The organism is Limosilactobacillus balticus, from assembly GCF_014145615.1.
Classification (GTDB): Bacteria; Bacillota; Bacilli; order Lactobacillales; family Lactobacillaceae; genus Limosilactobacillus; species Limosilactobacillus balticus.
This window is the reverse complement of the sequence record NZ_JACIVH010000042.1, coordinates 149,773-172,324: the sequence shown is the minus strand read 5'-3', so window position 1 is coordinate 172,324 and position 22,552 is coordinate 149,773. Positions and strand designations below refer to the sequence as shown.

Below are 22,552 nucleotides of genomic sequence, written 5' to 3'. Positions count from 1 at the left end.
TCCTTAGATGTCTTATTTAATTGTACGAACAATCATTTCATTAACTTCTGGCATGTCACTGACAAATTCAACTGTCCTCGCAATATTATCTACATGTAAGGCAACTTTTTTCAAATTCTGCTTTTTATTTTCAGGATTATTGATTAAGCTAGACAATTCCGTGGCTGCCGAACCTGGGTATACAATCGTTGTTCAAATACCATTATTATGTTGTTCTTGGCACAATCTTTCAAAAATTAACCGCACAGCAAACCTTGAGCCATTATAAACTGACAAAATTGGTATAACATATAACCAGCAATTGAGACAGTCGTGATGATTTGATCACTCTTTTGTTTAATCATATAATCCCTTCTTTTAACTTATTATATTTAAATCTCTCCGCTATTAGAAATACTTATATAATATAGGTATCGATAGTTTTTAGTTATTGGAGAGAATTAATAATGGAACTTCGCGTATTACGTTATTTTCTTACTGTTGCACAATATCAAAACATGACCAAAGCAGCTCATGAATTACTTGTTTCACAACCAACCCTTTCGAAGCAATTGTCTGACTTGGAAACCGAACTCGGCGCAAAATTATTTACTCGTGGTCACCGCCAAATTACCCTCACTCAAGAAGGAGAATACCTTCGGACGCGAGCAAGAGAAATTGTTCAATTAGTAGACCAAACAGCTGCAAATATTCAATCTGACCAGGTAATTACTGGACGCTTATCAATTGGCGCTGGAGAAAGTGTCGGAATGAAGCGAATAATGAAAGTTGTCAGTGAAATCATCCAAGCCTATCCAGATGTAAAAATTCACCTCATTAGCGGAAATGCCGATGAAATGGAAACTGCTTTAAAGCACGGAACAATTGATTTTGCAGTTTTAATGGGTAAACGTGATCTTAAGAAGTATAATTACCTAAATTTACCTGAAGTTAATACCTGGGGATTAGTCATAAAAAAGAATGATCCTTTAGCAACAAAGGATGTTATTACTCCTAGTGATCTCATTGGACTTCCTCTTTTAGTGTCAGAACAAGCCTTGGAAGAACATACCTTTCAAGAGTGGTGGGGTAATCTCGATGAAAAAATGAATATTATCGGTACGTTCACTTTAGTATTCAATGCCCAACTAATGGTCAATCAGGGAAATACATATATGATTATATTCGACCATCTTATTAATAATTCGAATAGTAATAATCTTGTTTTCCGTCCCCTTTCTCCTGCTCTTACTGAACCAACAAATATTATTTGGAAAAAGAATATCGTCCAATCAAAAGTAGCCCAACTATTTATTAAACGTCTTACAGCATCTCTCAATTAAAACTATAATTTTAGCTTTAAACATCTAAACGCGATATAGTACAGTTAGAATAATAAAATTGATAATAACTAGCTTTTGGTAAAGGAGAGGTAAATATTGCTTAGGCTTGACTGGTGTTTACGGATGCTTATGGCTGCCTTATGTGGAGGAATTATTGGTTTTGAGCGAAAGAGTAAGGCCAAAAATGCTGGAATTCGTACCCATGCATTGATCGCTGTGGGAGCAGCAATGGTCATGATTATTTCAAAATATGGTTTTTTCGATTTAATGAAGATTACTCATAGTAATTGGAATGTTGACCCATCGCGGATTGCCGCGCAAGTTGTTAGCGGAATTGGTTTTTTGGGTGCTGGAACAATTATTAATCGTCATGATCAAATAATTGATGGTTTAACAACCGCAGCAGGAATCTGGGTTACTGGTGCAATCGGCCTTGCCTACGGTAGTGGTTTATATAGCATCGGGGTTATCGGTACTTGTTGTGTCCTCTTAGCAGAAGTGCTTGGAAAATATCTGGATCAATTTGCACTCAAGCAAAGTAAAGGATTCTCTTGCTTTATCCAGTTAGAAGGAAACACTGATGATTTGCATGCACTTATTAATCAGTTAAACAAAAAATATTTTAATGTCCCGCTCAAATACTCGATCTATGATTATGGAGACGGAAAAATCTCCTGCCAACTTTATGGTGAATTAAGATCTGGGGTTAAATCAGAGAACGTTTTTACTGATCTTACTGGGCTAGGCAATATTAAAAAAGTTGAGCTAGAATAAAAACATAGGAAGTGACAAGATGGCTTATAATTTCAGAAAAGAGCAGAGTTCCCGGAAAGAGTCCTAGTTTAATTTGTTACTCCCCCACTAGAAGGACTATGGTGGCAAGGCGGTATTAAAGGGGGGCGATTACGTGCATAAAGATAAGTTTCATTTTATAAAACAAATTATTAGGCTTAGCAATAAATGATGATGATCTTGATCTAATTCAAAAAAATTTTAGCGAATTTAACGCTTGATTATTAACTAAAAGGGCATCAGAAGTTGTAACTAGCTTCTGGTGCCCTTTTAAAACTTTACTTTTACTTGCGCCGTACTGAAAATCGATCCAACTATAATAGAATTATTTTCTTTATCTATTCGATAGAAAATCTCGTAACTATGTCCAATCAATAACCGGTATGTAGTTTGATTAAACTGATACAGGTCTGTTATATCTGTCCCCATTTGCGGAAAATCTGTTAATAAATCTATCTTTTGGCTGATATGGTCTGTAAAACAGCTAATAGTTATTGAAGACAATTGTAATTTATTTTGCCAATAATTAATAATTTGTTCTAAGGAATCTCCAAATTGACGTGTATACCTAATCTTCATGCTTTCCCCAACCATACTTGCCAAAACGTTCTTTCATTTCCTCAGGAGTAAATAATTTATCACTAGCAAAAGATGCTTCAATCATTTTCCGATCATGTTCAATATCTTCAGAACTGACAATAGGAGAATACATAATTGTTCCATCATCCTTTAACCTAGGTTCGAATAATGCATTTTCACTTACCTTAAATTGAGCAGGAATAGTTAATGTTAAAGACGTCCCTTGTTTTCGCGCTTTTACTGGTTTATATTGCATATAAAACACCTCAATATAATTATAACATAATTATATTGAGGTGTTTTAGCTTACTTAACATCCTTTGGTAACATCCCCACTGGATTTTCATTTAGTGCACCTACAATTCCATCTGCGGTGTATAATTCTTCCAAATTTTTCACTTCAATTCTTCATATAGTGGGGTAAGTTGCCTAATAACTGAACTGATGTATTCTTCCATATCATCAACTTGGTCTTTTCCCCGAAATGCAAACTTTCCAAGCAAAAAGCTAGTTTTTCGTGCCTCAGAATTAAATTGTTGCTGAATATCATGATTATTGAGGTATTTAGTTAGCAACAAATGATCAGAAAATTCCATCTCATTCTTATCCCAAAGATACCAATGTGTGGCATCAATATTATCAGCCCATTCTGGTACTCTATCCAGTAATTGGTTATATTCATCTACCGTGCCTTGGCGTTGTTCACTCTTATAATGTTGAAACATTAGATAGACCTGTAACTGGTTTTTATCAAGCATCACCCCAATACAGGGATTATAGTCTGCTAACGATGCTAAGCGGTAAGAGGCCCAATAATGGTTGCGCAAGTTCCAACCATTTGTCCAACTCTCAACGTGAACCTTCGCAAATTGGTCCGGTGGTAATTGACTAGCGACAGTTTGATTTACCTTCTTCCACACTTGCCAAACTGCTTTAAACTTCTCCTTTAATTCGGCAACTTCTTCTGGTGATTGATTTTCCTTAATTTTCTTAAAGGAAAACTCTGGCTGGTCAAAGATTGCAAACATATCCTCTGATAATGCTGTCATTTTAGCTCGCCCCTTTTTATCTCTTCATCAAAATAAATTATATCAAAGCACGCTCCCCAAGATCGAACAAGCCCTTGCTAATATAAATATTCGCTGTTTTTTCAGGTTAATTCTTCCTTAAAGACAGGGCTTTAAAAGTTACGCAAGTTTTTGCAAAAAGCTAATTTAATTTAAAAAGTGATGTTAAGGATTTTCCCTAGCATCACTTCTACTTTCTATTTAACTCTCTTCCCCGCCATCCAGGTTTCATTAACGTGAATATTTTTGAGTTCACTATGCGCAACTGTAAAGATATCATCATTTAAAATAACAAAGTCCGCGGCCTTTCCTACTTCAAGCGTACCATTATCATCGAAGCCGCCAATTTTAGCACCATCCCGGGTATAACCAAGAATAGCTTGTGGAACCGTAATTGCTTCTTCGGCGTTAACAACATCACCATTAGCGGCCCTTCTCGTTACAGCCGCATAAATACTATAAAAGGGACTATCAGGTTCGGCCCATGGCGTACATGGAGCATCAGAACTTAAACCTAACATTGCTTGAGAATTTAACATTGTTTTAACGCGATAAGCTAATTTAAACTGTGCCGGTGAAAGATAATGACGATAGGATTCATCCTCCGCAAAGAAAAAGATTGGTTGTGTGACTAACGCATAGTTCATTTCACTATTGGCAATTTCTGCAAACATTTGATCAGTCATTAAAGATGCGTGTTCAATTCGTACGGATGGCATCGTTGTTAACCATGGCTTCATATCCTTTGTTACGTCAATTACTGTTTGAATTGCTTTATCGCCCATCGCATGCACAGCTAATTGAAGCTTATTATCACGCGCCATCTTAACTGCTCGCTGAAGTTTTTCCACCGAAGTCAAACTAACTCCCATTTTTCCCGATGGATAAGGATCAGTATTATATGCCGTTTCACCAGAAATGCTACCATCCATAAATACTTTAATTCCAGCAACGCGGAGTTTTTCATCCCCACTTGGTTGCAGTCCAACTTGTGGATCAATTTCATCAAAGACATAGTAGATCGAGGCTTTCGGACCAAACCCTTGTTTAACTGCATCTTGGTATAGTTTTAAGGAAGTATATGGCTTCATCCGGCCCATCATTTCACCAATTGCCACAATTCCTTCTTTAAGATAATGTTCGGAACTATTAACCATATTAGCTACATCATTTTCATAACTCTGGGCTGACTTAGCACGAATAAGCAATTGTGATGCCGCAACTTCCCGCATAAAACCAGTTGGTCGGCCATCAGCAGATCGTTCAATTTTCCCACCAACCGGATCAGGCGTGTTTTCATCAATTCCTGCAATCTCCAAGGCTTTAGAATTGCCGACAGAAGAGTGACAGTCAGAACGATAAATAAAGATTGGTTGCGTTGTTGACACAGCATCTAAATCATCACGATTAGGGCTCCGATGTTCTGCTAATTTTGTCTCGTCAAAACCCCAACCTTCAATCCAAACATCTGCACCTTGACCATATGTGCGAGAATTGCGAAGTGCTTCTTGCATTTCTTTAATACTATTAACATTTGGCGGAGTACAAGCAACACCATGGAGAGCATCAGCGATATATTTAGGATGGGTATGACAATCAATCAATCCTGGCAATACTGTTCGTCCTTGAAGATCAATAACTTCGCCTTCATTAGGTAAATTATCACCAATTTGTTTAACCGCTCCATCGTCAACTACCATGCTATTAACAAAATGGTCCTCAGTATCCCCAACAAAGATTTTACCATTAATAAATGTCTGCGTAGGCATTATCATAACTCCTTTCACCTTCAGATATCCTTACCAAAGATACTTTTATTATAGAATGAAATCGCTTTAAAAATGACTATTATTTAAATAAAAAACGCCATGACATATTAAGCCATCACGTTTTATAAATATTTTTAACTAGTTGTTTGGTCGTGCACGTTCAGGATGGGGATTTAAAATATACCTTCTAATTAAACTTAAGACTTCCTGATTTTGCGGCAATGCTGAATGTTGAGCTAGCTTTCCCGTCACCGTAATTTGTGTATAGTGCCGCACTTCTCCTTGATAAATATATTTTCCAGCAAGCACACTACTTAATGGTACCAACCCGTCTTCAACATAATTTTCTGACCCAGCAATCGAGTACATTGTCAGATTGTTGGGTAATTTTTTACGGTTTTTAATGAAATCAGTTAGCATTTGCGTCCGCCGATTTGAGGGTTCCGCAAAGTTATATGGTGTCCCGATTGTCATTAATCGCTTTATCCGAATTTGTCGCTCATTAAAGTAATGCTCTAAGAAATACGTATAGATTAGCCCACCATTAGAATGACCAATGCCCTTAAAATTATTAAAATTATATTGCGCTTTTAACTGGTTAAAGGCTGTATTAAACATGCGGGCTTGCTTTTTGATGTTACTATAGCCATCATGATTATTTTCGAACCCGACGACAATAAAAGGTTCATTATCGCCTTGTCTGATCTGTCCAGTGTAAGTGATTTTACCATTGTTATAAACTTTAACTTTTAGCAAACTATGATTTTGCCGGTCACGTTGGTTAATCTTTGCCACCAGCGTATCAAACCGGTTAACAGTCGCGCTGCTTCCTGGAATCATAATTACTGGAGACATTTGCGATTGTTGACGCTTTTCAAGAACGCTAACACTTTTTCGAGACCAGCAATAAGAAACCACTGTTAAAAGCACGAGGATGACTATTGAAGAAATAATAATTATTTTATGACGCTTACTTATCTTCATTTTGAAATTCCTCCTGCTCTTTTACTAAGCGTTCCTCAACTGCAAATGCTAATTTGATAAACGGAATATAAATTATTATATCCATAATCACTAATAAGATTGAGATTAAAAGTGCACGCCAATCTCCACCAGTTCCAATGAATGGAATCAATATTCCAGGTGTTCCATTTGGGATCGGATAAACAATTGGTGGAATTGCATGAATAAAGATAAATACACTCGCAATCAACATATTAGCGATTGGCAAAAGAATAAAGGGAAAAACATAAACAGGATTAAGAAAAACACGCGAGCCAAATAAAATTGGTAACCCATGATTAAAAATTGCGGGAAAAACACTTAGTTTCGCTATTTCTTGCTGATTATTCTGGCGTCCCACCCATAAAATACCAATGACTAATGCTAAGGTAACGCCAATTCCGCCAAAGTTAGCAAAGCCATTATATAAAGATGATGGCGTAAAAGGATATGGAACAGCAAATGACTTATGCGTTAAAGCATAGATTAGATTATTTCTGACCTCATTGCTATAAGCATCATTAGCAATATTAGTTGGCTCCGCAAATCCCAACCAAACTAAAAGTGTATTAAAAAATGATAAAGTGATATTAAGAAAATAATTACTATGACGTCCAATGAGTGAAGAGATATTTTGGGTCGTGATGGCATCAAGATTAAATGTCCGCCACACTGCGTATAAAGTATGGAGGATGAAGGCCCCACTAAAGGAAATTGTAAACGGCTTAAGATTTCGCAAAACTCTTGCCATTAGCTTCCTGCTCTCTAAACGAATATCGCTCAAGGTAAAGTGATAACCCCATTTCACAAAAATCAATCCAATAACATATCCCACAAGGCTTCCAATAATCAACCATCCTGCACCAAAATACCGCGTTTCAAGCGTCTGACTACCACGAACACTATGATAAAAGATTAATACATAGCTAATCATTGCACAAACACCCGCAATTAGATTTTCTCGTCGATAGCGGCGGGTAGTCATAATGGCACTGACAAATGCTGCATAAGACGCTAACCAGCCAACAGTAATCATCGTTGCATCATTGAATAATGCCCTAAAAAATTGGCGTTCTGGAAACCACTGCCGAATATATAATACATTCGCCAAAAAGCCATTAGGAGCTAAAAGATTATCGCTAATGATCCAAACAATGGTTCCAATTAAAGCAACGGGGAATAACATTATCATTGTTTCACGAAAGATTTGCACAAATGACAAGCGGTTAAACCATATTGCCCACTTAATTAGTTTTTCATTTTTATTCATAAGTCTTCCTCATTAAAAATTATCTTTAAACCACAAAAAGTCTGAGCCATTTATTGATCTCAGACTTTAGTTTTTATTCACTTACAATTACTAATGACTTAATTGCTTCACGCTTATCCATTGCTTCATATGCCTTTTGAATTTCATCCAGACTGAAGCTCTTAGTAAAGACTTTTCCGGGATGAATTTCACCCTTTAATACTGCATCAAGAAGGACATCACGATCATAAGTAGTTACAGAAGCGATTCCTCCCCGAAGGCCAATGTTCTTCCAGAAAAGATTGTTAGATGCAGGTTCAGTTTGTGGAACACCAACACGACCAATAATTGCACCTGGACGAGCTAACTTCCCAGCTTGTTCAATGGCAGATACGGCACCCACACATTCAAGAACAGCGTCAACACCATTACCATCAGTTAATTCAAGAACCTTCTTAACTGCATCATCGCCACGTTCAGCAACAATATCGGTAGCGCCGAATTCTTTAGCAAGCTTTGCCCGGTCTTCGTGGTGACTCAAAGCAATAATCCGCTTAGCACCACGTAATTTAGCACCAATTACCCCACAAAGGCCGACAGCACCGTCACCGATAACAGCAACAGTATCGCCTTCTTTAACTTCAGCGCTTGCAGCAGCGTGGTAACCAGTTGCCATAATATCAGCTAAAGTTAAGAGGTCATTTAATTGTTCGTCTGTGTAGTCTGATGGTTGACCAGGAATCTTTACTAATGCCCAGTTAGCGTTAGTAAAACGAAGGTATTCACCTTGGTAACCACCATTACCACCAGCTTCTTGGTTCATACAATCACCATCAAAGCCGGCTAAACAAGCAGCACAGTGACCACAACCATGAGTAAATGGTGCAATTACAAAGTCACCAGGCTTAACATCTTTAACGTCAGATCCAACTTCTTCAACAATTGCAATTGCTTCGTGACCAACTAACGATCCTTTTTCACGGTCAGCAATTCCACGGTACCACCAAAGATCAGACCCGCACACACAAGCACGGACAATCTTCAAAATTGCATCGGTTGGCTTTTGGATGGTTGGCTTCTCTACTTCATGAACTTCCATCTTACCAGGTTCCATAAATACGGCTGCTTTCATTTATATCTGCTCCTTTACGTTTTATCTAATTAACAATATACAATATAAACCTTCGAGTCGACTACAAGGCAAGAACTTTTTTAATTAGGCTCTACAAAAATAACAGAATTCAATAGAAAAAGATTTAAAAAATGGCTAGTGAAACATAATCTCATTTTCACCAGCCACATACTTTATTTTGTTTCACTTTTATCATCAAGCATCTTTTCTTTTCTCAACTCATAGTAATTCTCTTCCTCTAAGAAAGGTATTACATGGTCCTCAAAATGATCAAGCTTATATGATAAGTAATTAAGGGTCTTGTCGAGCTCATTTCGCTTAGCTAAAAGAATATCATATTGTTCTTTTACTAAAGACTTTTGAGCTTCACGACTACTTTTATGTTCATTATAAAGGTTAATAAATTCAATTAGCGACTCAACTGACATCCCTGCATTTCGCATGGCTTTAATGAAAAGAGCCCACTTAATTTCATTTTCAGTATAGTCCCGATAGCCACTACTATTACGAGGAACTTCCGGAATCAATCCGCTATTTTCCCAGTAACGCAATGTTTCTTTGGGAATATTTAAACGCTCACTTGCTTCTTTAATATTCATTTAGTTTCCTCCTGTAGTTTATTTTCTATTTTAACACGTTAAGCGAGTTCTTCTTCTTCAATCGTCTTTTCCATTTGATTGAGTTGATCAACTAAGCATTTGTGATCCTCTTTTAATTGGTCGACTTGCTCATTAAGGAGGCTTAGCCGCGCTGGAAGAGCATCCTTACCTAACTTCACTAACTTGACATATTCTATTTGAAAATCAGGAGAAACATTCATCATATTTAGTAGTTTAGCGTATTTAACCCATCGAACATCCGCATCAGTAAAGGTTCTTAACCCGTCACTATCGCGCGTAACAGGTGGAATCATTCCAAGACGTTCCCAACGACGAATTGTATCGGTAGAAATAGATAGTTTCTCCGCTACTTGTTGAATGTTCATTATTTTACTCCTTTAATTTAATTCTTTAAGCCATGTTGCTAAATTATTTGATCCTTCATGTGCAGGGAGCACATTTAGTTTACCAGCCCATTGCTTAAATGTTTCTTCATATCCATTTGCCATTCCGGCATCAGTATAAAAAGATGCTACTTTACCAGAATAATTTTGGATTTTTTCAAGGAAGGTGTGAACTGGAGTTGCTGGTGCCCCTCGCCATACAGGACTACCAACTAAAATAAGATCATATTGGTCGGTGTTTGGCATTTCATTAACTAAATCAGGATATTGGTTATTGTTAATTTGTGCTGTCGCAATTTCATCAGTCTTATACATATCTTGATCGAAAGTATTATCAGGTGCCTCTATTTTATACATATCAGCGTCCCCAATTATCTGTTTTAACTTTTGCGCAACACTTTCAGTTCGTCCTGACCAGGAATAAGTCGCTATTAATACTTTTGACATTATTTTGTCCCCCTTATCTAAACTTTGCTACTACTATAAACCCTGCAGTTAACTTTAAGGCAAGATATTAATTTAAACTTTTTAACCACCGTTCAATTTGATAATCAGAACGGTCAACCTTATTACCATCCACTACTAATGGGCGAGAATACACAGTAGCTTGTACTCCTTTTTGGCGGAGAATCTGTGAAATTCGCTGAACACTATTTCCCTGTCCATAACCGCCTTCAGACATAAAAGGAACAATTTGTTTTTGATTCAATAAATTTCCATAATCAAGCAGGAAGGAAGTCATTGGATGTGATAATGTCATTGCCCAAATCGGATATCCTAAATAGGCACGGTCATATTGACTTAAATCTGGTACCGACATTTTTAACTCTGGATAAGATTCAGTTTGGCGTTCAAAATTTGCTCTTGATAACGTTTGTCGATAATTTCCTGAATATGGTTCATCAATTACAATTTCTAGAATATCAGCTCCGGTAAGTTTAGCCAATTTGGCAGCTAATAACTCGGTACTTCCAGATCGCGAAAAATAAATAATAATCTCTTTTGTGTCTTTTGTTAATCGCCGAGTTGGCTTATTTTGACTATTAGTATCTTTTCCATCCGAAGAAACCCCATAGCCATTTCGCCATTGAAGTGCCGGCATTCCTAATTGAGGTGCCTGAATCGGTTGACCATCAATTTTAGCTGTAATTTGTACATTTCGTTTAAAAAGCGCCATTATGTTCACTTCCTAACGTCTATTTGTCGTACCTGTAATCATGATTAAAAGCAGTATAAATAAAACACTAAGTCCAATTAATTGATTTACTATCATTTCCCTTCCTCCTTAAATTTTGCATTGATTCTCATTGATATTATGTAGGTACTATAAACCTTAAAGTTCGCTGTAAGGCAAGTGTTTTTTAGAAAAAATAATATTTTATATGATTTTAGTTTTGATCAACTGCACTATTTAATTTTTGACGATTCAAAATGAAAACCAATAAGATAATTGGAATTAAAATAAGCATTATTGGATAATACCAACAAATTGAGAAAATATTACTAATTAAGCCACCCAGAATAGGGCCTAATGCCATGCCAATATCAAGGCCAAGATAAAAAGTCGAGCTGGCAAGGCCTTGCTCTTCAATTGGTGCAAGCAAGAGTGATGTTGACTGACAAATTGAAAACATTATCCCATAGCCAAGCGCCATCATCCCTGCTGCAATTGCCATTTCGAAATTGTTATTCATAATTGTTAAAAAAATAATGTAGACTACTGTTGCGATAGTACAAATACCAAACCAGATCCCAAACCTAACAGTATCGAAATAATTTTTTAGCGAAATCCGAATAATAAACAAAACAATTGCATAAATCAGAAAATAAAGACTAATGGTAACATGTAATCCGCGTTGTGCAACATATTCTACAATATCAGCTTGCGTTGCAAAATAGGGGATAGAGAACAACGAGACGATTACTGCTACAGGTAAGGCATCACGTTGAAGGATTTTAAAGTGATTTGTCTTTTTTATAGTTGTTACTGGTTGAGCGCGGTTGCCAATAAACTGAATCGCAATAACCATTAAAATAACAGCAACAGTTGAAATACTAAGCATCGTCTTATAGCCAATCATTTGGTAAAGACTAATTGCTAATGCTGGTGCTAGTGCCATTGAGGTTGCATTTAACAGACCATAATATCCCATGGCTTCTCCAACATGATTACGGGGCACAAGAAAAGCTAACCATGTAGCCATGCAGACAGTACAAAAGACGAACCCTGTTCCATTAATTAGCCGAAATAAGAGTAGTAATCCCGCTTTTGGCGTAATAATGTAACCAATATTACCAATTGTACACAAAATTCCTCCAATAAGCGTCAATCGAAACTTTGAAACTTGATCAGTCAAGTTACCGGCAATCGGTCGTAGAAACATTGAGGTGATACTCATTATTCCAACAATAATTCCTGCAAATGCACTACCAGCACCTAAACTTTTCGCATAACCATTAATCAATGGGTTGACTGACATCACACTAAACTGAAATAAAAATGTAGCAACCATAACTAAAACAATATCTCGCGAAAAGAACGAATCATTCTTTCTTCTCATTTAATCGCTTCTTTCTTTAACTTGTATCTACTATCTACATGTGCACACCAAATAAGCGCCAATCATCCGAAGCTCCGAATGATTGGCGCTTATTTATAACTATCATTGTGACGACAAGGTTTTATCACATTGTCATCCGTTCATCCATTAACCGATTTTTTTCAAAGCCAAGTTTCCGTAATTTTCGACGTACGTAAAGAATCCGTGCTGCAGAGCCAACGATAATTACATTAGCATTTTTTAATTCATTACTACTAATAACTTGAATTAAATCCTTTGGTGTAAAGCGATGAACTTGTGCATCTACCTTTACGCCTTTCTTTCTTAAATCAGTAAGTATTTTTTGATAATAAGGATTATTTACTTGTGGTCCTGACCAAATAAGATGTAACTGTTTTAATCCTGCATACTGTTGCGCCAAACTAATTAATGGTGCAACCCCTGACCCAAGGCCGTATAAGATAAGAGGATCTTGACTATTTTTTACTTCACGGTTAAATAAGCCAAAAGGTCCTTCTAATTTTACTTCCGTCCCTACTGGAACATTGGCTATTTTTTGCGTAAAGTCTCCTAGACGATGAATCATAAAACTAACTTCATTCGGCTTATTCCGTGGCGCCGATGCAACAGAAAATGGATGCAGTTCTTTAGAGATTCCTTTTGCATTTCTGAATGATAAGAAGTAAAAACCACCAGCTTGGTAACTTTCATTATTATTTTCAAATTGCAGCGTTAACTCTTGCATCGATGGACCAAGTGAAACATTATTTTTTACTTTTGCCGCTGAATGATAACGACCAATTTTTAACTTCCACCAGCAATAGAAAATAACTGTTAGTCCGGTATAAATATCGAAAGTTAACCGAAATCCAGGAACCACGCCAAGTCGCGGAATTACATGTACATGAACCCAAATCAAAGCAATGACGACAAAGTTCAATCGATGAATCCACATTGTTACTTGGTGATTTAACAAATGACGTTCAATCCACACCTTTAGCCGATTTAAATTACGCAAGCGATCTACTAGCCAGCCTGATAAAAAGAGAACAGCATAAGCTAATAAAAAGATTTCCAAATACCAAGCAATATTTCCTGTTTGCTTAATTAACGGAAACATGGAAAAAGATGTAAATCGATGAATTGTTGCAGCAATTAATGCCATTACACCTAATGCCCCATGGATGGCGTATAATGCGGGCATGCCAATTTGTTGTATTAGCCAATGAGGACGCGTTGACATTAAAATAATCATTAGCCACCAGACGTAAGCAACAACTCCCAAGTCATATGCTAGTAAGTGTCCAGGGGTATCAATTAAACCGCGATTTAAGATAATAATTAACGGAAACGGTGAAATTATTAGTACTAACCACGTTAAAGCTAGGTAAATTCGACGGCTTTTTTTCATCTTTTACTCCTGCCTAGTACTAGTAGCCCAAGTCGTCTAACCAACTATTTACTTGACTCCGTACACGGTTAGGATTGTTCTTAACCGTATTTCCAGTAGCAGTAAATCCTTGGCGAACCTTTGACTTAGGGAATTGCTTCTTCAAGACTTGGCGAGTATTTCCTAATCCTGAACCTTCGTTAGTAGTAAATGGAATTAACGTCTTTCCGTTCAAGCCACTTTCCTTATCAAGGAAGGTCCGAACAACCATTGGATATTCACCCCACCAAATTGGGCCACCAATGAAGACAGTATCGTACTTACTTACATCTGGTAACTTGCCCTTAATTGCGGGACGAGCATTTTGATTTTGTTCACGTTGAGCCACTTGAGTAGTTCGATCATAGCTCTTTGGATAAGCCTTCTTCGGAACAATTTCATAAGTATCAGCGTTAGTTTTTTGTTGAATAAAATCTGCTACCCGGGCAGTATTTCCACGCTTCAACCTGCCGCCGTAAACACCTTGAGTTCGTGAGAAATAAACAACTAATACTTTCTTGTTGTTGCTAGCAGCTTGTGCACTACTGTTTGGATTAACCGCAAAGCTAGCTACCGCAGCAAATACAGTTACGATCACAGTAATAATTGACCAAAATTTCTTCATGATTTGACTCCTTCTTTCTTTAATTAAAGATTTGGTTCGCATAGTGATTAAAAATTTGCGCAATTGTTTGCGGAGTATGGGTCCCATTTGGCGCTTGATAATACTTTAAGTTTTGCTTATCGAATTCTGATAAGCGGCGCATTGCATTGATCTGCGGTGTCATTGATCCAGACGTTCCATCATCAGCACCAACACCAGCTAAAATCTTAAATTTCATATTTGGATTGTCCTGCACTGTCTTTGCAAGACGTTGTGCAGTTCGTGTACTTGCGGCAGCACCACCGTCATCAGTAATTGTCCAACTATCACCAGCCATTGGAAGATAAGTACTAAAGTATGGCAATTGATATTCAAAAACATACCAAGTAGTGATGCTTCCCATTGAAAAACCGCCAAATGCACGGTGTTTTCGTGAATTTCTTAATTCTGTTTTACTTGTCCCATTGGCATAAGTACTATAGTGACCTTCGACAGCTGGAATAAGATCATTAACTAATTCATTTTGAGCAAATGCGCGATTTAAACGATTATCGCGATAATAATTTGAAGTAACAAAACTTCTCGATGGATAATAGGTAGGGAATACAACAATCGTATCTTTTAAGCGTCCATTTTGATTTAACCGATCTAATAAGCGTTTAAATCGTCCATCGCGAAAGAAATCTTGACTACTTTCTGTTGATCCATGCAACAAATAAACAACATTATATTTTTTGGTATTGGTATAGTCTGTTGGGAGATAAACTAAAGCCTGCTTATTATATTGACGACCTTGGTATTCAGTCTGATACCGAATCATTTCTGTTCGAGAAGCCGCTTCAGCATGATTGGAATTAATTAAAATCATTAATCCTAAAACACCTCCAACAGTAAGTACTATTTTTAAGAGTCTAGCAAGCATTGGTCTTCCCTACTTTCTAGTTACTATTTTGTAGGAGACCATTACGTTGTAAGAAGCGCCGTAACTGAGCGTTGTTATTATCATAGCGGAAGCCCGACTTGATTGTTGCTCCATCAGCCTTCGCTAACCGACGCATTGTTGGCATTGAATCTTTCATTGGGGTACTCATGCTGGTGGTAAATGGAATTATCGTCTTACCACGGAAGTCATAAGTATCAAATAAGGAGTGAATTACCATTGGCGGTTGTTGCCACCATGTTGGGAAACCAATTAAAACCGTGTCATATCGATTTAAGTTAGGAATATTACGTTTAATTGCTGGGTGAATGTTTCGACGGCGTTCACGATCAGCTACCCGCGCGTAATTGTCGTAACCCTTAGGATAAGCTTTCGCACGTTGTAATCGGACAATATCAGCGCCAGTATCACGTTGAATTTGTTCAGCTGCTTCTTTAGTTGTACCGGACATTGAGAAGTAAATAATCAATGTTCGATTATTTGAGGCAGCTTGAACTTGACGAGTTTGTCCAAAGCCAATAATCATTGCTAAAACTGTAACTACTGTTGTTAAGATGGAAATAATCCATCGGTTCTGCATTCGCATCATTACTCACTTCCTAAATTTATATTTGAGATTGTGAGTAGTATAGACCTTAAAGTTGACTTCAAGGCAATACCTTTTTAAACTTTTTTCATTATATTCTAATTATGCATGTTAACTTCCCAGAAATTGATGGCGTCATTAATCCAGCCTTCAGCAACCGTTCCTTCACCTAGTCCAAAACCGTGGCTAAGTCCAGAATAGACATGAAATTCAGTTGGAATTCCAAGTTGCTCCAAATAAAAGAGACGTTGTTTCATAGTTCGCCAATTAGCAATCCAATCATTATTACCAACGCTAACATAAGTAGGAGCGTCAGCCGAGGATACCCTACTAAAGCCGGTATACTGCATAATAACTGCATCAGCTTGTGGAATATCTGAGCGACCAGTTAATTGATAAAGCACTTCTTTATTTCCGAGTTCGGCTGCCATTCGCGCTCCAGCAGATCCTCCCCATAACGAATAATGACGTGGATTCACTCCTAGTTCTGTGGCATGATCCTCAATAAAGCAAATTGCTTGGGCCAAATCTTCATACGGATTCGTTGGCCGATAGATTAATGCAAATGCATTGTAGCCATACTTACTAATCTCTAAAGCATGAGGGAAACTATCCTGCATTGCTGCTACATATGCAAAGCCACCACCCGCATTATTAATTGCAAACGGTGCTCCTTCTTTTACACGAAAGAAATAAAGGCCAGTATTAGCTCGACTCGGATGAGCTGCGATTTCATCTTCAGAATAGATCGGGTAAAAGATTTGGTGCTTCTTTTGTTCTGCTGCCAAATAATTTAAAACTTCTACTGTTTTATTTGTCTTAATATTTGAATACCAAATGTAGTGAGCGCTGTTACTAATTTGCGCTAACGTTTCATTTGGATTAAATGGACGATCCACTGGAAATAGTAATCGGCCAGCATTCCCAAAATAATTTTCTACATCATTGACTGTTGAGTTAAGGGTAAATTGAGCCATTTTAATTCTCCTTCCATAATTGAATTAAACAATTGTAAAAATCTTCAAGGGCATTTTCCGGACTATGTGTTCCACCAGGGGCAACAAGATAATATAAGTTGCCGTCTTTTTCGTTTCCCGCAAATTTAAACATCTCTTTATAGGATGCCATTGCTTGAATTTGGGCAGTAAACCCCGAATAAGCAAAATCCGCCGTCCCTGAAGCCGCAAAAATATAGAAATCAAAGGAACGATACCCTTGCTTTTCAACAAATTTTGCAAGAAGCTCGGCGTTTGCGGTTAAAGCACCACTAGACGGGAAAAAGTAGCGGAAATACCTTAAGCAGTATTGAAAAACATGCCAAGTAGTTACTGAACCCATTGAAAAGCCACAAAATGCACGATGATCTCGAGAATCAATCAAGCCTTGTTCTGTAACATTTTCAGCATAAGTACTAAATTCATTTTCAATCGCTGGAAGGAGGTCATTAGCAAGTTCATTGTGGTAATTATCAGTTAACTGCAACGCCAACCCATAATCACTACTATCTTGAACGCTTAGATTGTTATAAGTTGGGCATACCACAATCATGGGAGTAATCTTTCCTTCCGCAATCGCATTATCCAAAATATTTTTTAATGGGTGAGGATTGTCAGGAGTACCTAAATAAGTAGTTTCGTCGCTCCAACCTCCATGCATTAAATAGAAAACATTGTATTCATTAGCTGAAGAATAGTTGTAAGGGAGGTATACAATAGCACGTTTTGTCAATTTTTGGCTCTTCTGTTGATAGCTAAATGATTCATAGGTATCGTAGTTAAAACTAACAAGTTTTCCTGGTTTAGCATTATTTTTCTGTAAATATCGACTAGGAATTTTTTGCAGTTGAGTTGGAAATTGGAGCATTTTTACATTCACCTCTTCTATCAATTATTAAAAATATCGATTAATCTAAACCTGGTAATGGAATCCCATTACGATATGAAACTACTCGTGTTGACCCATCTTTATCTGCATAGTTATCTACGAATCCATCAGGTAGTCCAACAGCTTTAAGCTTTTCAATAGTAGTCGTATTAACAATTTCTTCTGGTCGGTCTTCCGCAATCTTTTGAACAAAATCAGGATCCATTAATAATTCACGACCAACGTATACCCCTTCGGCATCAGTTACAGCCGCCAATGCATCATCAGCTGTTAAAACATTACTTCCGATATAAATTGGACAATATCCGCGTAATGCAGCCCGATAATATTCAGGAAAACTCTTATCAGTTCCCTTTACTTTTACGTCATAACTTGGTCGCACACTATTAGAATAGTCTGCCGATAAGTTCAATGAAATGTTTAGATAATCAATTCCAAGCTCAGCGACCTTTTTAGTTTGGGCAAACATATCATCGACATCATAGCCAATTTCATCACCATGTTTTTCTTGTGGACTAATACGCCAACCCAGAATGAAGTTAGCGTTTCCTGATTCGGCAATTACTTTTTTTACTGCACGTTGGATAGCCAATGGTAGTGCCATTCGTTTTTCGCGCGAACCGCCCCATTCATCATTTCGGTGGTTTGCACTAGCAGAAAAGAATTGTTGCAGTAAGTCATGATTACAATTATGAATCTCAATCCCATCAAAACCGGCAGCAATTGCGCGTTTAGTTGCTTGAGCATAGTCCCTGATTACTTGCTCAATATCAGCAGTCGTCATCTCATCAACATCGTAATCAAGCCAAGGAAATGAAAGCTTACTTGGTGCATATACTCGATAACCTTTTGCTACGGAACCGCCAGCACCACAACCAGCATGCGAAAGTTGCAAAATAGCTTTCGCACCCCCAGCCTTCATTACCGTGGCCAATTTTGCTAAGCCGTTGATGTCTTTATCATGAGCCACGCTAAGTTGCCCCGGAACTTGGTCACCGGAATCATTAACATAGGCATAACCGGTAACTGCAATTCCTACATTAGCTGCACGCGTTTTCATATATTCAAGTTGCTGCTCTGTAACTTGTCCATTTTCTGCTGAATCATCGCACATTGGAGCAAGCATAAAGCGATTTTGTGCTTTAACTCCATTGCTAAAAGTAACTGGTTCAAATAACTTTTCATATTTTGTCATTATTAACTCACTATCCTCAATTTATTTGGTAATAGTGTAGACCTTGTAGTCGACTTTAAGGCAAGCGATAAAAACAAAAAATAGGAGTCTGAGAAACTCTTTACTTTTCTCAAACTCCTATTTTTAATTAATCATTCCAAATATCCTTTGCAATATTAAATGCAGACCAAGCATTTGGCCAGCCAACATAAAAGGCTAATTGAGTAATTACTTCAACAATCTCATCCTTAGTAATGCCGTGTTCTTTAGCTAACTTCATGTGTGCTGGAAGTTGAGTAAATGCACCCTTAGTAATCAATGCTGATACAGTAATCATACTACGATCACGAAGGTTTAATTCCTTTTCACGGGACCAAACTTCACCAAATAATACGTCATCATTTAATTCTGCAAACTTAGGAGCAAAATCCCCTAAGTTATCGCGTCCAGCAGTTTGTTTTTTTGCCATTCGAACTACTTCCCTTCCATATTTTATTTACCTAACTTATCGTATTCTTCATCAGTAACCGGACCAAACCATTCAGCTGTTCCCTTTGTAATCGCAATGTGGGAGAACCAACTATCTTTAGTAGCACCATGCCAATGTTTGATACCTTCGTGGATTGTAACCACATCACCAGGCTTCATTAATTGCGCTGGTTTTCCTTCTTCTTGGTACCATCCTTCGCCCGCAGTACACATCAGGATTTGATAACCATTATGGTGAATATGCCAATTATTACGGCAGCCAGGTTCAAAGTTAACATTAGCAACAGATATATCAATATTATCGTCACTTGGGACTAATCCATTAAGGTAACTTGTTCCAGTAAAGTATTTCGCAAAAGCAACATTCTTTTCGCCCAAACCAAACATATCGTTTTTAACTGCTTCTTCATTCTTACCCATTAAACATCAACTCCTTTATTTATGATCATAATAAACCATTGAGTATAGTCTAAGGCAAGAATTTAATATCATTAAAAATGAGCAGAAAATCTGCACTTTCCCGCTCATCTTAAATAATTACTTTTCAATTTTTGTCCCGCCAAATACTTCTGACATTGGTACAGCATCAAGTGCCTTATCAATTTGAGCAACTTCTTCAGGAGTCATCTTGATTTGGGCTGCCTTTAAGTTGTCTTCGATCCGGTTAAGATGACGACTACCTGGAATTGGCACAATGTACGGCTTCTTGTTGACCATCCATGCCAAGGAAATTTGTGCCGGAGTAGCATCGTGATCTGCTGCAATCTTATCAAGCAATGCTAATAATTCCTTGTTCTTTTCTAAGGCTTCTGGCGTAAATTGTGGCATTTTATTCCGTAAATCCTTATCGGAAAAACTACTTTGCTTAATTTGACCAGTTAATAAACCATTTGCTAATGGTGAAAATGCAACTAAACCAATGTTTAATTCTTCAAGTACTGGGAAAAGAGCTTCGTATTCCCGGTACATCATTGAATAACGGTTTTGCACTGCGGTTACCTTGCAAACTGCATTAGCACGACGGAGGTAATCTTCATTAGCTTCAGAAATACCCCAATGCGTAATCTTACCTTCATCCATCAATTCTTGCATAACCTTGGCAACTGTTTCCGGTTCAACATTTGGATCAATCCGGTGTTGGTAGTAAAGGTCAATATGGTCCGTGTTAAGTCGCTTTAATGAACCTTCAACTGACTTACGGATCGTTTTTGGACTTGAATCAACTTTAATTCCGGTTCCTTCATGAGCCGCAATTCCAAATTTTGTAGCGATCACAACTTGATCACGCACATCATGGAGAGCTTTCCCAACTAATTCTTCGTTGTAATTAATTGAACCATCCGGATTCGTGCCTTGATAAATCTCAGCAGTATCAAAGAAACGGTAACCCATGTCATATGCGGCACGGATTGTCTTCACAGCTTCATCAACATCTGTTGGCTTACCATATCCATGAGAAAATCCCATACAACCAAGGCCGATTGCTGTTACTGTTAAATCTTTTCCTAATGTCCGTGTTTCCATAAAAACATCCCTCCATTTTTTGATATTGGTATTCTAAACCTTGAAGTCGACTATAAGGCAAGGACTTTATTTATGTGAACCACGTAAAATATTAAGACCAGCAATTAACATAATTACAGCTAGAACGACCATCCACATCTGAGCATGATCTATCATCGTTGCTGGGGAAGTAATTCCGGCAACCATCTCAGAAACGATTGATAATCCCACAGCTCCGCCAATTTGGTGCACGGTATTAACAACGCCAGAAGCTGCACCGGCAATATCGCCGGATGTATCAGCAACCCCGGCAACTGTTAATGGACTCATGATTAATCCCTGACCAATACCAATGAAGACCATTGGCAATGCCACGCCCAACCAATATCCTTGTTGGATGCCAATAATTGCGCCTAATGATAAACCCAATGTATCGATAATTGCCCCACTAATAAGTACAGCTGCATTGGAGAAACGGAAAGTCAAGCGAGCTACTAAGAGGGAAACGCCAAACTGAATTACTGTTAATGGTAAGAAAGCAATGGCAGCTAGCAATGGTGTAATGCCAAAGACTCGCTGTAGTGCTTGAGGCATTAGGAAGAAATAAGACATACTGGCACCCAACATAAAGAACCGGGAAACCAATGCACTTGCCCGTTGATTATCCTTAAAAATAACTAATGGCATGAGCGGATTCTTTGTGTGGGCCTCAATCAATACAAAACTTACTAATGCAACAATAGTAACAATAATTGCTGCACTACGGTATAGACTTCCATTAATACTGTAGACCAAAGCACTAAAGCCAATAATTGAGGTGATGGTACCCCACCAGTCAATCGTTAACTTATTTTGATAGTCAACAGTTGGATGGACGTAGCGCCAAGACATGATGATTAAGATTAATCCCATTACCATATCTAGATAAAAACCATTTCGCCAACTTGAATAGCTACTAATAATTCCACCAACGATTAAACCAAGACTCGTTCCAATACCAGCAGTAGCTCCGTAATAAGCGATGGCTCTTGTTAACATTGGACCAGAATAGTAGTCCATTAGTAAGGCCAATGTTGCTGGGGCTAATAATGCTCCACCAATTCCTTGAACTGCCCGCATTGCAATTAATATCGTTTGGTTTGGCGCGATTCCGACTAAGAATGACGCTATCGTAAAAATCCATAATCCTGTTAATAACACAGCACGTCGGTTTAAAATATCGCCAAGCCGAGCCCCAAATGATAGGAACCCACCAAAAGTTAAAGCGTAGGCATTACTTACCCATGCAATCATAATGCTATTCATATGCATATCGCGGCTAATTTGAACAGTACTTGTAAATACTAATGAATTATTTAATAAAATCAAAAAGTAACTAATTAAAACAATCGGTAAAATAATCCCAAATTTACCAGAATCATTTACTAAATCATCGGTTTGATTTTCCAATTTCGTATCCTCCTCACA

Annotated in this window: 26 protein-coding genes; 2 read left to right on the top strand and 24 right to left on the bottom strand. The window is 37.7% G+C overall.

The genetic code is table 11. The features are described 5' to 3' along the window. Nucleotides 1–12: 12 nt before the first annotated feature. The gene (locus H5S10_RS01625; protein WP_182587272.1) at nucleotides 13–156 is read right to left on the bottom strand and encodes a hypothetical protein; all 144 of its coding nucleotides are present in this window, start codon (nucleotides 154–156) and stop codon (nucleotides 13–15) included. A 290-nt stretch (nucleotides 157–446) separates the two neighbouring features. Between H5S10_RS01625 and H5S10_RS01620 the strand changes: the two genes are divergently transcribed. Then, complete coding sequence (locus H5S10_RS01620) at nucleotides 447–1,322, top strand: LysR family transcriptional regulator (protein WP_182588508.1); 876 nt, start codon at nucleotides 447–449, stop codon at nucleotides 1,320–1,322. A 96-nt stretch (nucleotides 1,323–1,418) separates the two neighbouring features. After that, complete coding sequence (locus H5S10_RS01615; protein WP_182587274.1) at nucleotides 1,419–2,096, top strand: MgtC/SapB family protein; 678 nt, start codon at nucleotides 1,419–1,421, stop codon at nucleotides 2,094–2,096. A gap of 288 nt (nucleotides 2,097–2,384) precedes the next feature. Here the strand turns inward: H5S10_RS01615 and H5S10_RS01610 are convergent, their stop codons facing one another. The 23 genes from H5S10_RS01610 to H5S10_RS01500 form a co-directional block, all read right to left on the bottom strand. Beyond that, complete coding sequence (locus H5S10_RS01610; RefSeq protein ID WP_231795674.1) at nucleotides 2,385–2,708, bottom strand: type II toxin-antitoxin system RelE/ParE family toxin; 324 nt, start codon at nucleotides 2,706–2,708, stop codon at nucleotides 2,385–2,387. Further along, nucleotides 2,683–2,949, bottom strand: a complete 267-nt coding sequence (locus H5S10_RS01605) for a toxin-antitoxin system (protein WP_182588639.1) — start codon at nucleotides 2,947–2,949, stop codon at nucleotides 2,683–2,685. The genes H5S10_RS01610 and H5S10_RS01605 overlap by 26 nt, the downstream gene beginning before the upstream one ends. 139 nt (nucleotides 2,950–3,088) lie before the next feature. After that, nucleotides 3,089–3,742 carry a glucose-6-phosphate 1-dehydrogenase family protein gene (locus H5S10_RS01600; RefSeq protein ID WP_182588506.1) on the bottom strand — a complete coding sequence of 218 codons (654 nt, stop codon included), beginning with the start codon at nucleotides 3,740–3,742 and terminating at the stop codon, nucleotides 3,089–3,091. A 215-nt stretch (nucleotides 3,743–3,957) separates the two neighbouring features. Further along, on the bottom strand, nucleotides 3,958–5,529 hold the full coding sequence (locus H5S10_RS01595) for an amidohydrolase (RefSeq protein ID WP_182588505.1): 1,572 nt from the start codon (nucleotides 5,527–5,529) through the stop codon (nucleotides 3,958–3,960). 138 nt (nucleotides 5,530–5,667) lie between these two features. Next, nucleotides 5,668–6,513, bottom strand: a complete 846-nt coding sequence (locus H5S10_RS01590; protein ID WP_182588504.1) for an alpha/beta hydrolase — start codon at nucleotides 6,511–6,513, stop codon at nucleotides 5,668–5,670. Next, nucleotides 6,500–7,801 carry a PTS transporter subunit EIIC gene (locus H5S10_RS01585; RefSeq protein WP_182588503.1) on the bottom strand — a complete coding sequence of 434 codons (1,302 nt, stop codon included), beginning with the start codon at nucleotides 7,799–7,801 and terminating at the stop codon, nucleotides 6,500–6,502. The genes H5S10_RS01590 and H5S10_RS01585 overlap by 14 nt, the downstream gene beginning before the upstream one ends. Before the next feature lie 73 nt (nucleotides 7,802–7,874). Beyond that, nucleotides 7,875–8,912, bottom strand: coding sequence for a zinc-dependent alcohol dehydrogenase family protein (locus tag H5S10_RS01580; protein WP_182588502.1), 1,038 nt, complete (start codon nucleotides 8,910–8,912; stop codon nucleotides 7,875–7,877). Between the two features lie 173 nt (nucleotides 8,913–9,085). Further along, nucleotides 9,086–9,511 (bottom strand): MerR family transcriptional regulator, encoded by a 426-nt coding sequence (locus H5S10_RS01575; RefSeq protein WP_182588501.1) that lies wholly within the window; start codon nucleotides 9,509–9,511, stop codon nucleotides 9,086–9,088. 38 nt (nucleotides 9,512–9,549) lie between these two features. Further along, nucleotides 9,550–9,897 carry a MerR family transcriptional regulator gene (locus H5S10_RS01570; RefSeq protein WP_182588500.1) on the bottom strand — a complete coding sequence of 116 codons (348 nt, stop codon included), beginning with the start codon at nucleotides 9,895–9,897 and terminating at the stop codon, nucleotides 9,550–9,552. Nucleotides 9,898–9,909: 12 nt separating this feature from the next. Further along, the gene (locus H5S10_RS01565) at nucleotides 9,910–10,362 is read right to left on the bottom strand and encodes a flavodoxin (protein ID WP_182588499.1); all 453 of its coding nucleotides are present in this window, start codon (nucleotides 10,360–10,362) and stop codon (nucleotides 9,910–9,912) included. A 67-nt stretch (nucleotides 10,363–10,429) separates the two neighbouring features. Beyond that, on the bottom strand, nucleotides 10,430–11,092 hold the full coding sequence (locus H5S10_RS01560) for a flavodoxin (RefSeq protein ID WP_182588498.1): 663 nt from the start codon (nucleotides 11,090–11,092) through the stop codon (nucleotides 10,430–10,432). A gap of 211 nt (nucleotides 11,093–11,303) precedes the next feature. Further along, on the bottom strand, nucleotides 11,304–12,476 hold the full coding sequence (locus tag H5S10_RS01555; RefSeq protein WP_182588497.1) for an MFS transporter: 1,173 nt from the start codon (nucleotides 12,474–12,476) through the stop codon (nucleotides 11,304–11,306). Nucleotides 12,477–12,600: 124 nt separating this feature from the next. After that, entirely contained in the window at nucleotides 12,601–13,887 is a 1,287-nt protein-coding gene (locus H5S10_RS01550; protein ID WP_231795603.1) for a hypothetical protein, read from the bottom strand. Nucleotides 13,888–13,906: 19 nt separating this feature from the next. Further along, nucleotides 13,907–14,530: a flavodoxin gene (locus tag H5S10_RS01545; protein WP_182588496.1), complete on the bottom strand. Its 624-nt coding sequence runs from the start codon at nucleotides 14,528–14,530 to the stop codon at nucleotides 13,907–13,909. A gap of 19 nt (nucleotides 14,531–14,549) precedes the next feature. Then, a complete protein-coding gene (locus tag H5S10_RS01540; protein ID WP_182588495.1) occupies nucleotides 14,550–15,377 on the bottom strand; it encodes an alpha/beta hydrolase in 828 nt (275 codons plus the stop codon). 70 nt (nucleotides 15,378–15,447) lie between these two features. Then, nucleotides 15,448–16,035 (bottom strand): flavodoxin, encoded by a 588-nt coding sequence (locus H5S10_RS01535; RefSeq protein ID WP_182588494.1) that lies wholly within the window; start codon nucleotides 16,033–16,035, stop codon nucleotides 15,448–15,450. 98 nt (nucleotides 16,036–16,133) lie between these two features. Beyond that, entirely contained in the window at nucleotides 16,134–17,012 is an 879-nt protein-coding gene (locus H5S10_RS01530; protein WP_182588493.1) for an alpha/beta hydrolase, read from the bottom strand. A gap of 1 nt (nucleotide 17,013) precedes the next feature. Further along, entirely contained in the window at nucleotides 17,014–17,898 is an 885-nt protein-coding gene (locus tag H5S10_RS01525) for an alpha/beta hydrolase (protein WP_182588492.1), read from the bottom strand. A 40-nt stretch (nucleotides 17,899–17,938) separates the two neighbouring features. Continuing rightward, nucleotides 17,939–19,114, bottom strand: coding sequence for an oxidoreductase (locus H5S10_RS01520; RefSeq protein WP_182588491.1), 1,176 nt, complete (start codon nucleotides 19,112–19,114; stop codon nucleotides 17,939–17,941). Between the two features lie 127 nt (nucleotides 19,115–19,241). Then, a complete protein-coding gene (locus H5S10_RS01515) occupies nucleotides 19,242–19,562 on the bottom strand; it encodes a carboxymuconolactone decarboxylase family protein (RefSeq protein WP_182588490.1) in 321 nt (106 codons plus the stop codon). Between the two features lie 23 nt (nucleotides 19,563–19,585). Next, a complete protein-coding gene (locus H5S10_RS01510) occupies nucleotides 19,586–20,002 on the bottom strand; it encodes a cupin domain-containing protein (protein ID WP_182588489.1) in 417 nt (138 codons plus the stop codon). Nucleotides 20,003–20,119: 117 nt separating this feature from the next. Then, nucleotides 20,120–21,106: an aldo/keto reductase gene (locus H5S10_RS01505; protein ID WP_182588488.1), complete on the bottom strand. Its 987-nt coding sequence runs from the start codon at nucleotides 21,104–21,106 to the stop codon at nucleotides 20,120–20,122. Nucleotides 21,107–21,172: 66 nt separating this feature from the next. Beyond that, nucleotides 21,173–22,534 carry an MFS transporter gene (locus H5S10_RS01500; RefSeq protein WP_182588487.1) on the bottom strand — a complete coding sequence of 454 codons (1,362 nt, stop codon included), beginning with the start codon at nucleotides 22,532–22,534 and terminating at the stop codon, nucleotides 21,173–21,175. Nucleotides 22,535–22,552: the final 18 nt, after the last annotated feature.

Coding starts and splice junctions, on each gene's coding strand:
- H5S10_RS01620 (WP_182588508.1), top strand. CDS start 447: ATGGAACTTCGCGTATTACGTTATTTTCTTACTGTTGCACAATATCAA.
- H5S10_RS01585 (WP_182588503.1), bottom strand. CDS start 7,801: ATGAATAAAAATGAAAAACTAATTAAGTGGGCAATATGGTTTAACCGC.
- H5S10_RS01510 (WP_182588489.1), bottom strand. CDS start 20,002: ATGGGTAAGAATGAAGAAGCAGTTAAAAACGATATGTTTGGTTTGGGC.
- H5S10_RS01565 (WP_182588499.1), bottom strand. CDS start 10,362: ATGTCAAAAGTATTAATAGCGACTTATTCCTGGTCAGGACGAACTGAA.
- H5S10_RS01600 (WP_182588506.1), bottom strand. CDS start 3,742: ATGACAGCATTATCAGAGGATATGTTTGCAATCTTTGACCAGCCAGAG.
- H5S10_RS01530 (WP_182588493.1), bottom strand. CDS start 17,012: ATGGCTCAATTTACCCTTAACTCAACAGTCAATGATGTAGAAAATTAT.
- H5S10_RS01610 (WP_231795674.1), bottom strand. CDS start 2,708: ATGGTTGGGGAAAGCATGAAGATTAGGTATACACGTCAATTTGGAGAT.
- H5S10_RS01560 (WP_182588498.1), bottom strand. CDS start 11,092: ATGGCGCTTTTTAAACGAAATGTACAAATTACAGCTAAAATTGATGGT.
- H5S10_RS01525 (WP_182588492.1), bottom strand. CDS start 17,898: ATGCTCCAATTTCCAACTCAACTGCAAAAAATTCCTAGTCGATATTTA.
- H5S10_RS01515 (WP_182588490.1), bottom strand. CDS start 19,562: ATGGCAAAAAAACAAACTGCTGGACGCGATAACTTAGGGGATTTTGCT.
- H5S10_RS01540 (WP_182588495.1), bottom strand. CDS start 15,377: ATGATTTTAATTAATTCCAATCATGCTGAAGCGGCTTCTCGAACAGAA.
- H5S10_RS01575 (WP_182588501.1), bottom strand. CDS start 9,511: ATGAATATTAAAGAAGCAAGTGAGCGTTTAAATATTCCCAAAGAAACA.
- H5S10_RS01545 (WP_182588496.1), bottom strand. CDS start 14,530: ATGAAGAAATTTTGGTCAATTATTACTGTGATCGTAACTGTATTTGCT.
- H5S10_RS01605 (WP_182588639.1), bottom strand. CDS start 2,949: ATGCAATATAAACCAGTAAAAGCGCGAAAACAAGGGACGTCTTTAACA.
- H5S10_RS01505 (WP_182588488.1), bottom strand. CDS start 21,106: ATGGAAACACGGACATTAGGAAAAGATTTAACAGTAACAGCAATCGGC.
- H5S10_RS01555 (WP_182588497.1), bottom strand. CDS start 12,476: ATGAGAAGAAAGAATGATTCGTTCTTTTCGCGAGATATTGTTTTAGTT.
- H5S10_RS01595 (WP_182588505.1), bottom strand. CDS start 5,529: ATGCCTACGCAGACATTTATTAATGGTAAAATCTTTGTTGGGGATACT.
- H5S10_RS01590 (WP_182588504.1), bottom strand. CDS start 6,513: ATGAAGATAAGTAAGCGTCATAAAATAATTATTATTTCTTCAATAGTC.
- H5S10_RS01535 (WP_182588494.1), bottom strand. CDS start 16,035: ATGCGAATGCAGAACCGATGGATTATTTCCATCTTAACAACAGTAGTT.
- H5S10_RS01550 (WP_231795603.1), bottom strand. CDS start 13,887: ATGAAAAAAAGCCGTCGAATTTACCTAGCTTTAACGTGGTTAGTACTA.
- H5S10_RS01520 (WP_182588491.1), bottom strand. CDS start 19,114: ATGACAAAATATGAAAAGTTATTTGAACCAGTTACTTTTAGCAATGGA.
- H5S10_RS01570 (WP_182588500.1), bottom strand. CDS start 9,897: ATGAACATTCAACAAGTAGCGGAGAAACTATCTATTTCTACCGATACA.
- H5S10_RS01580 (WP_182588502.1), bottom strand. CDS start 8,912: ATGAAAGCAGCCGTATTTATGGAACCTGGTAAGATGGAAGTTCATGAA.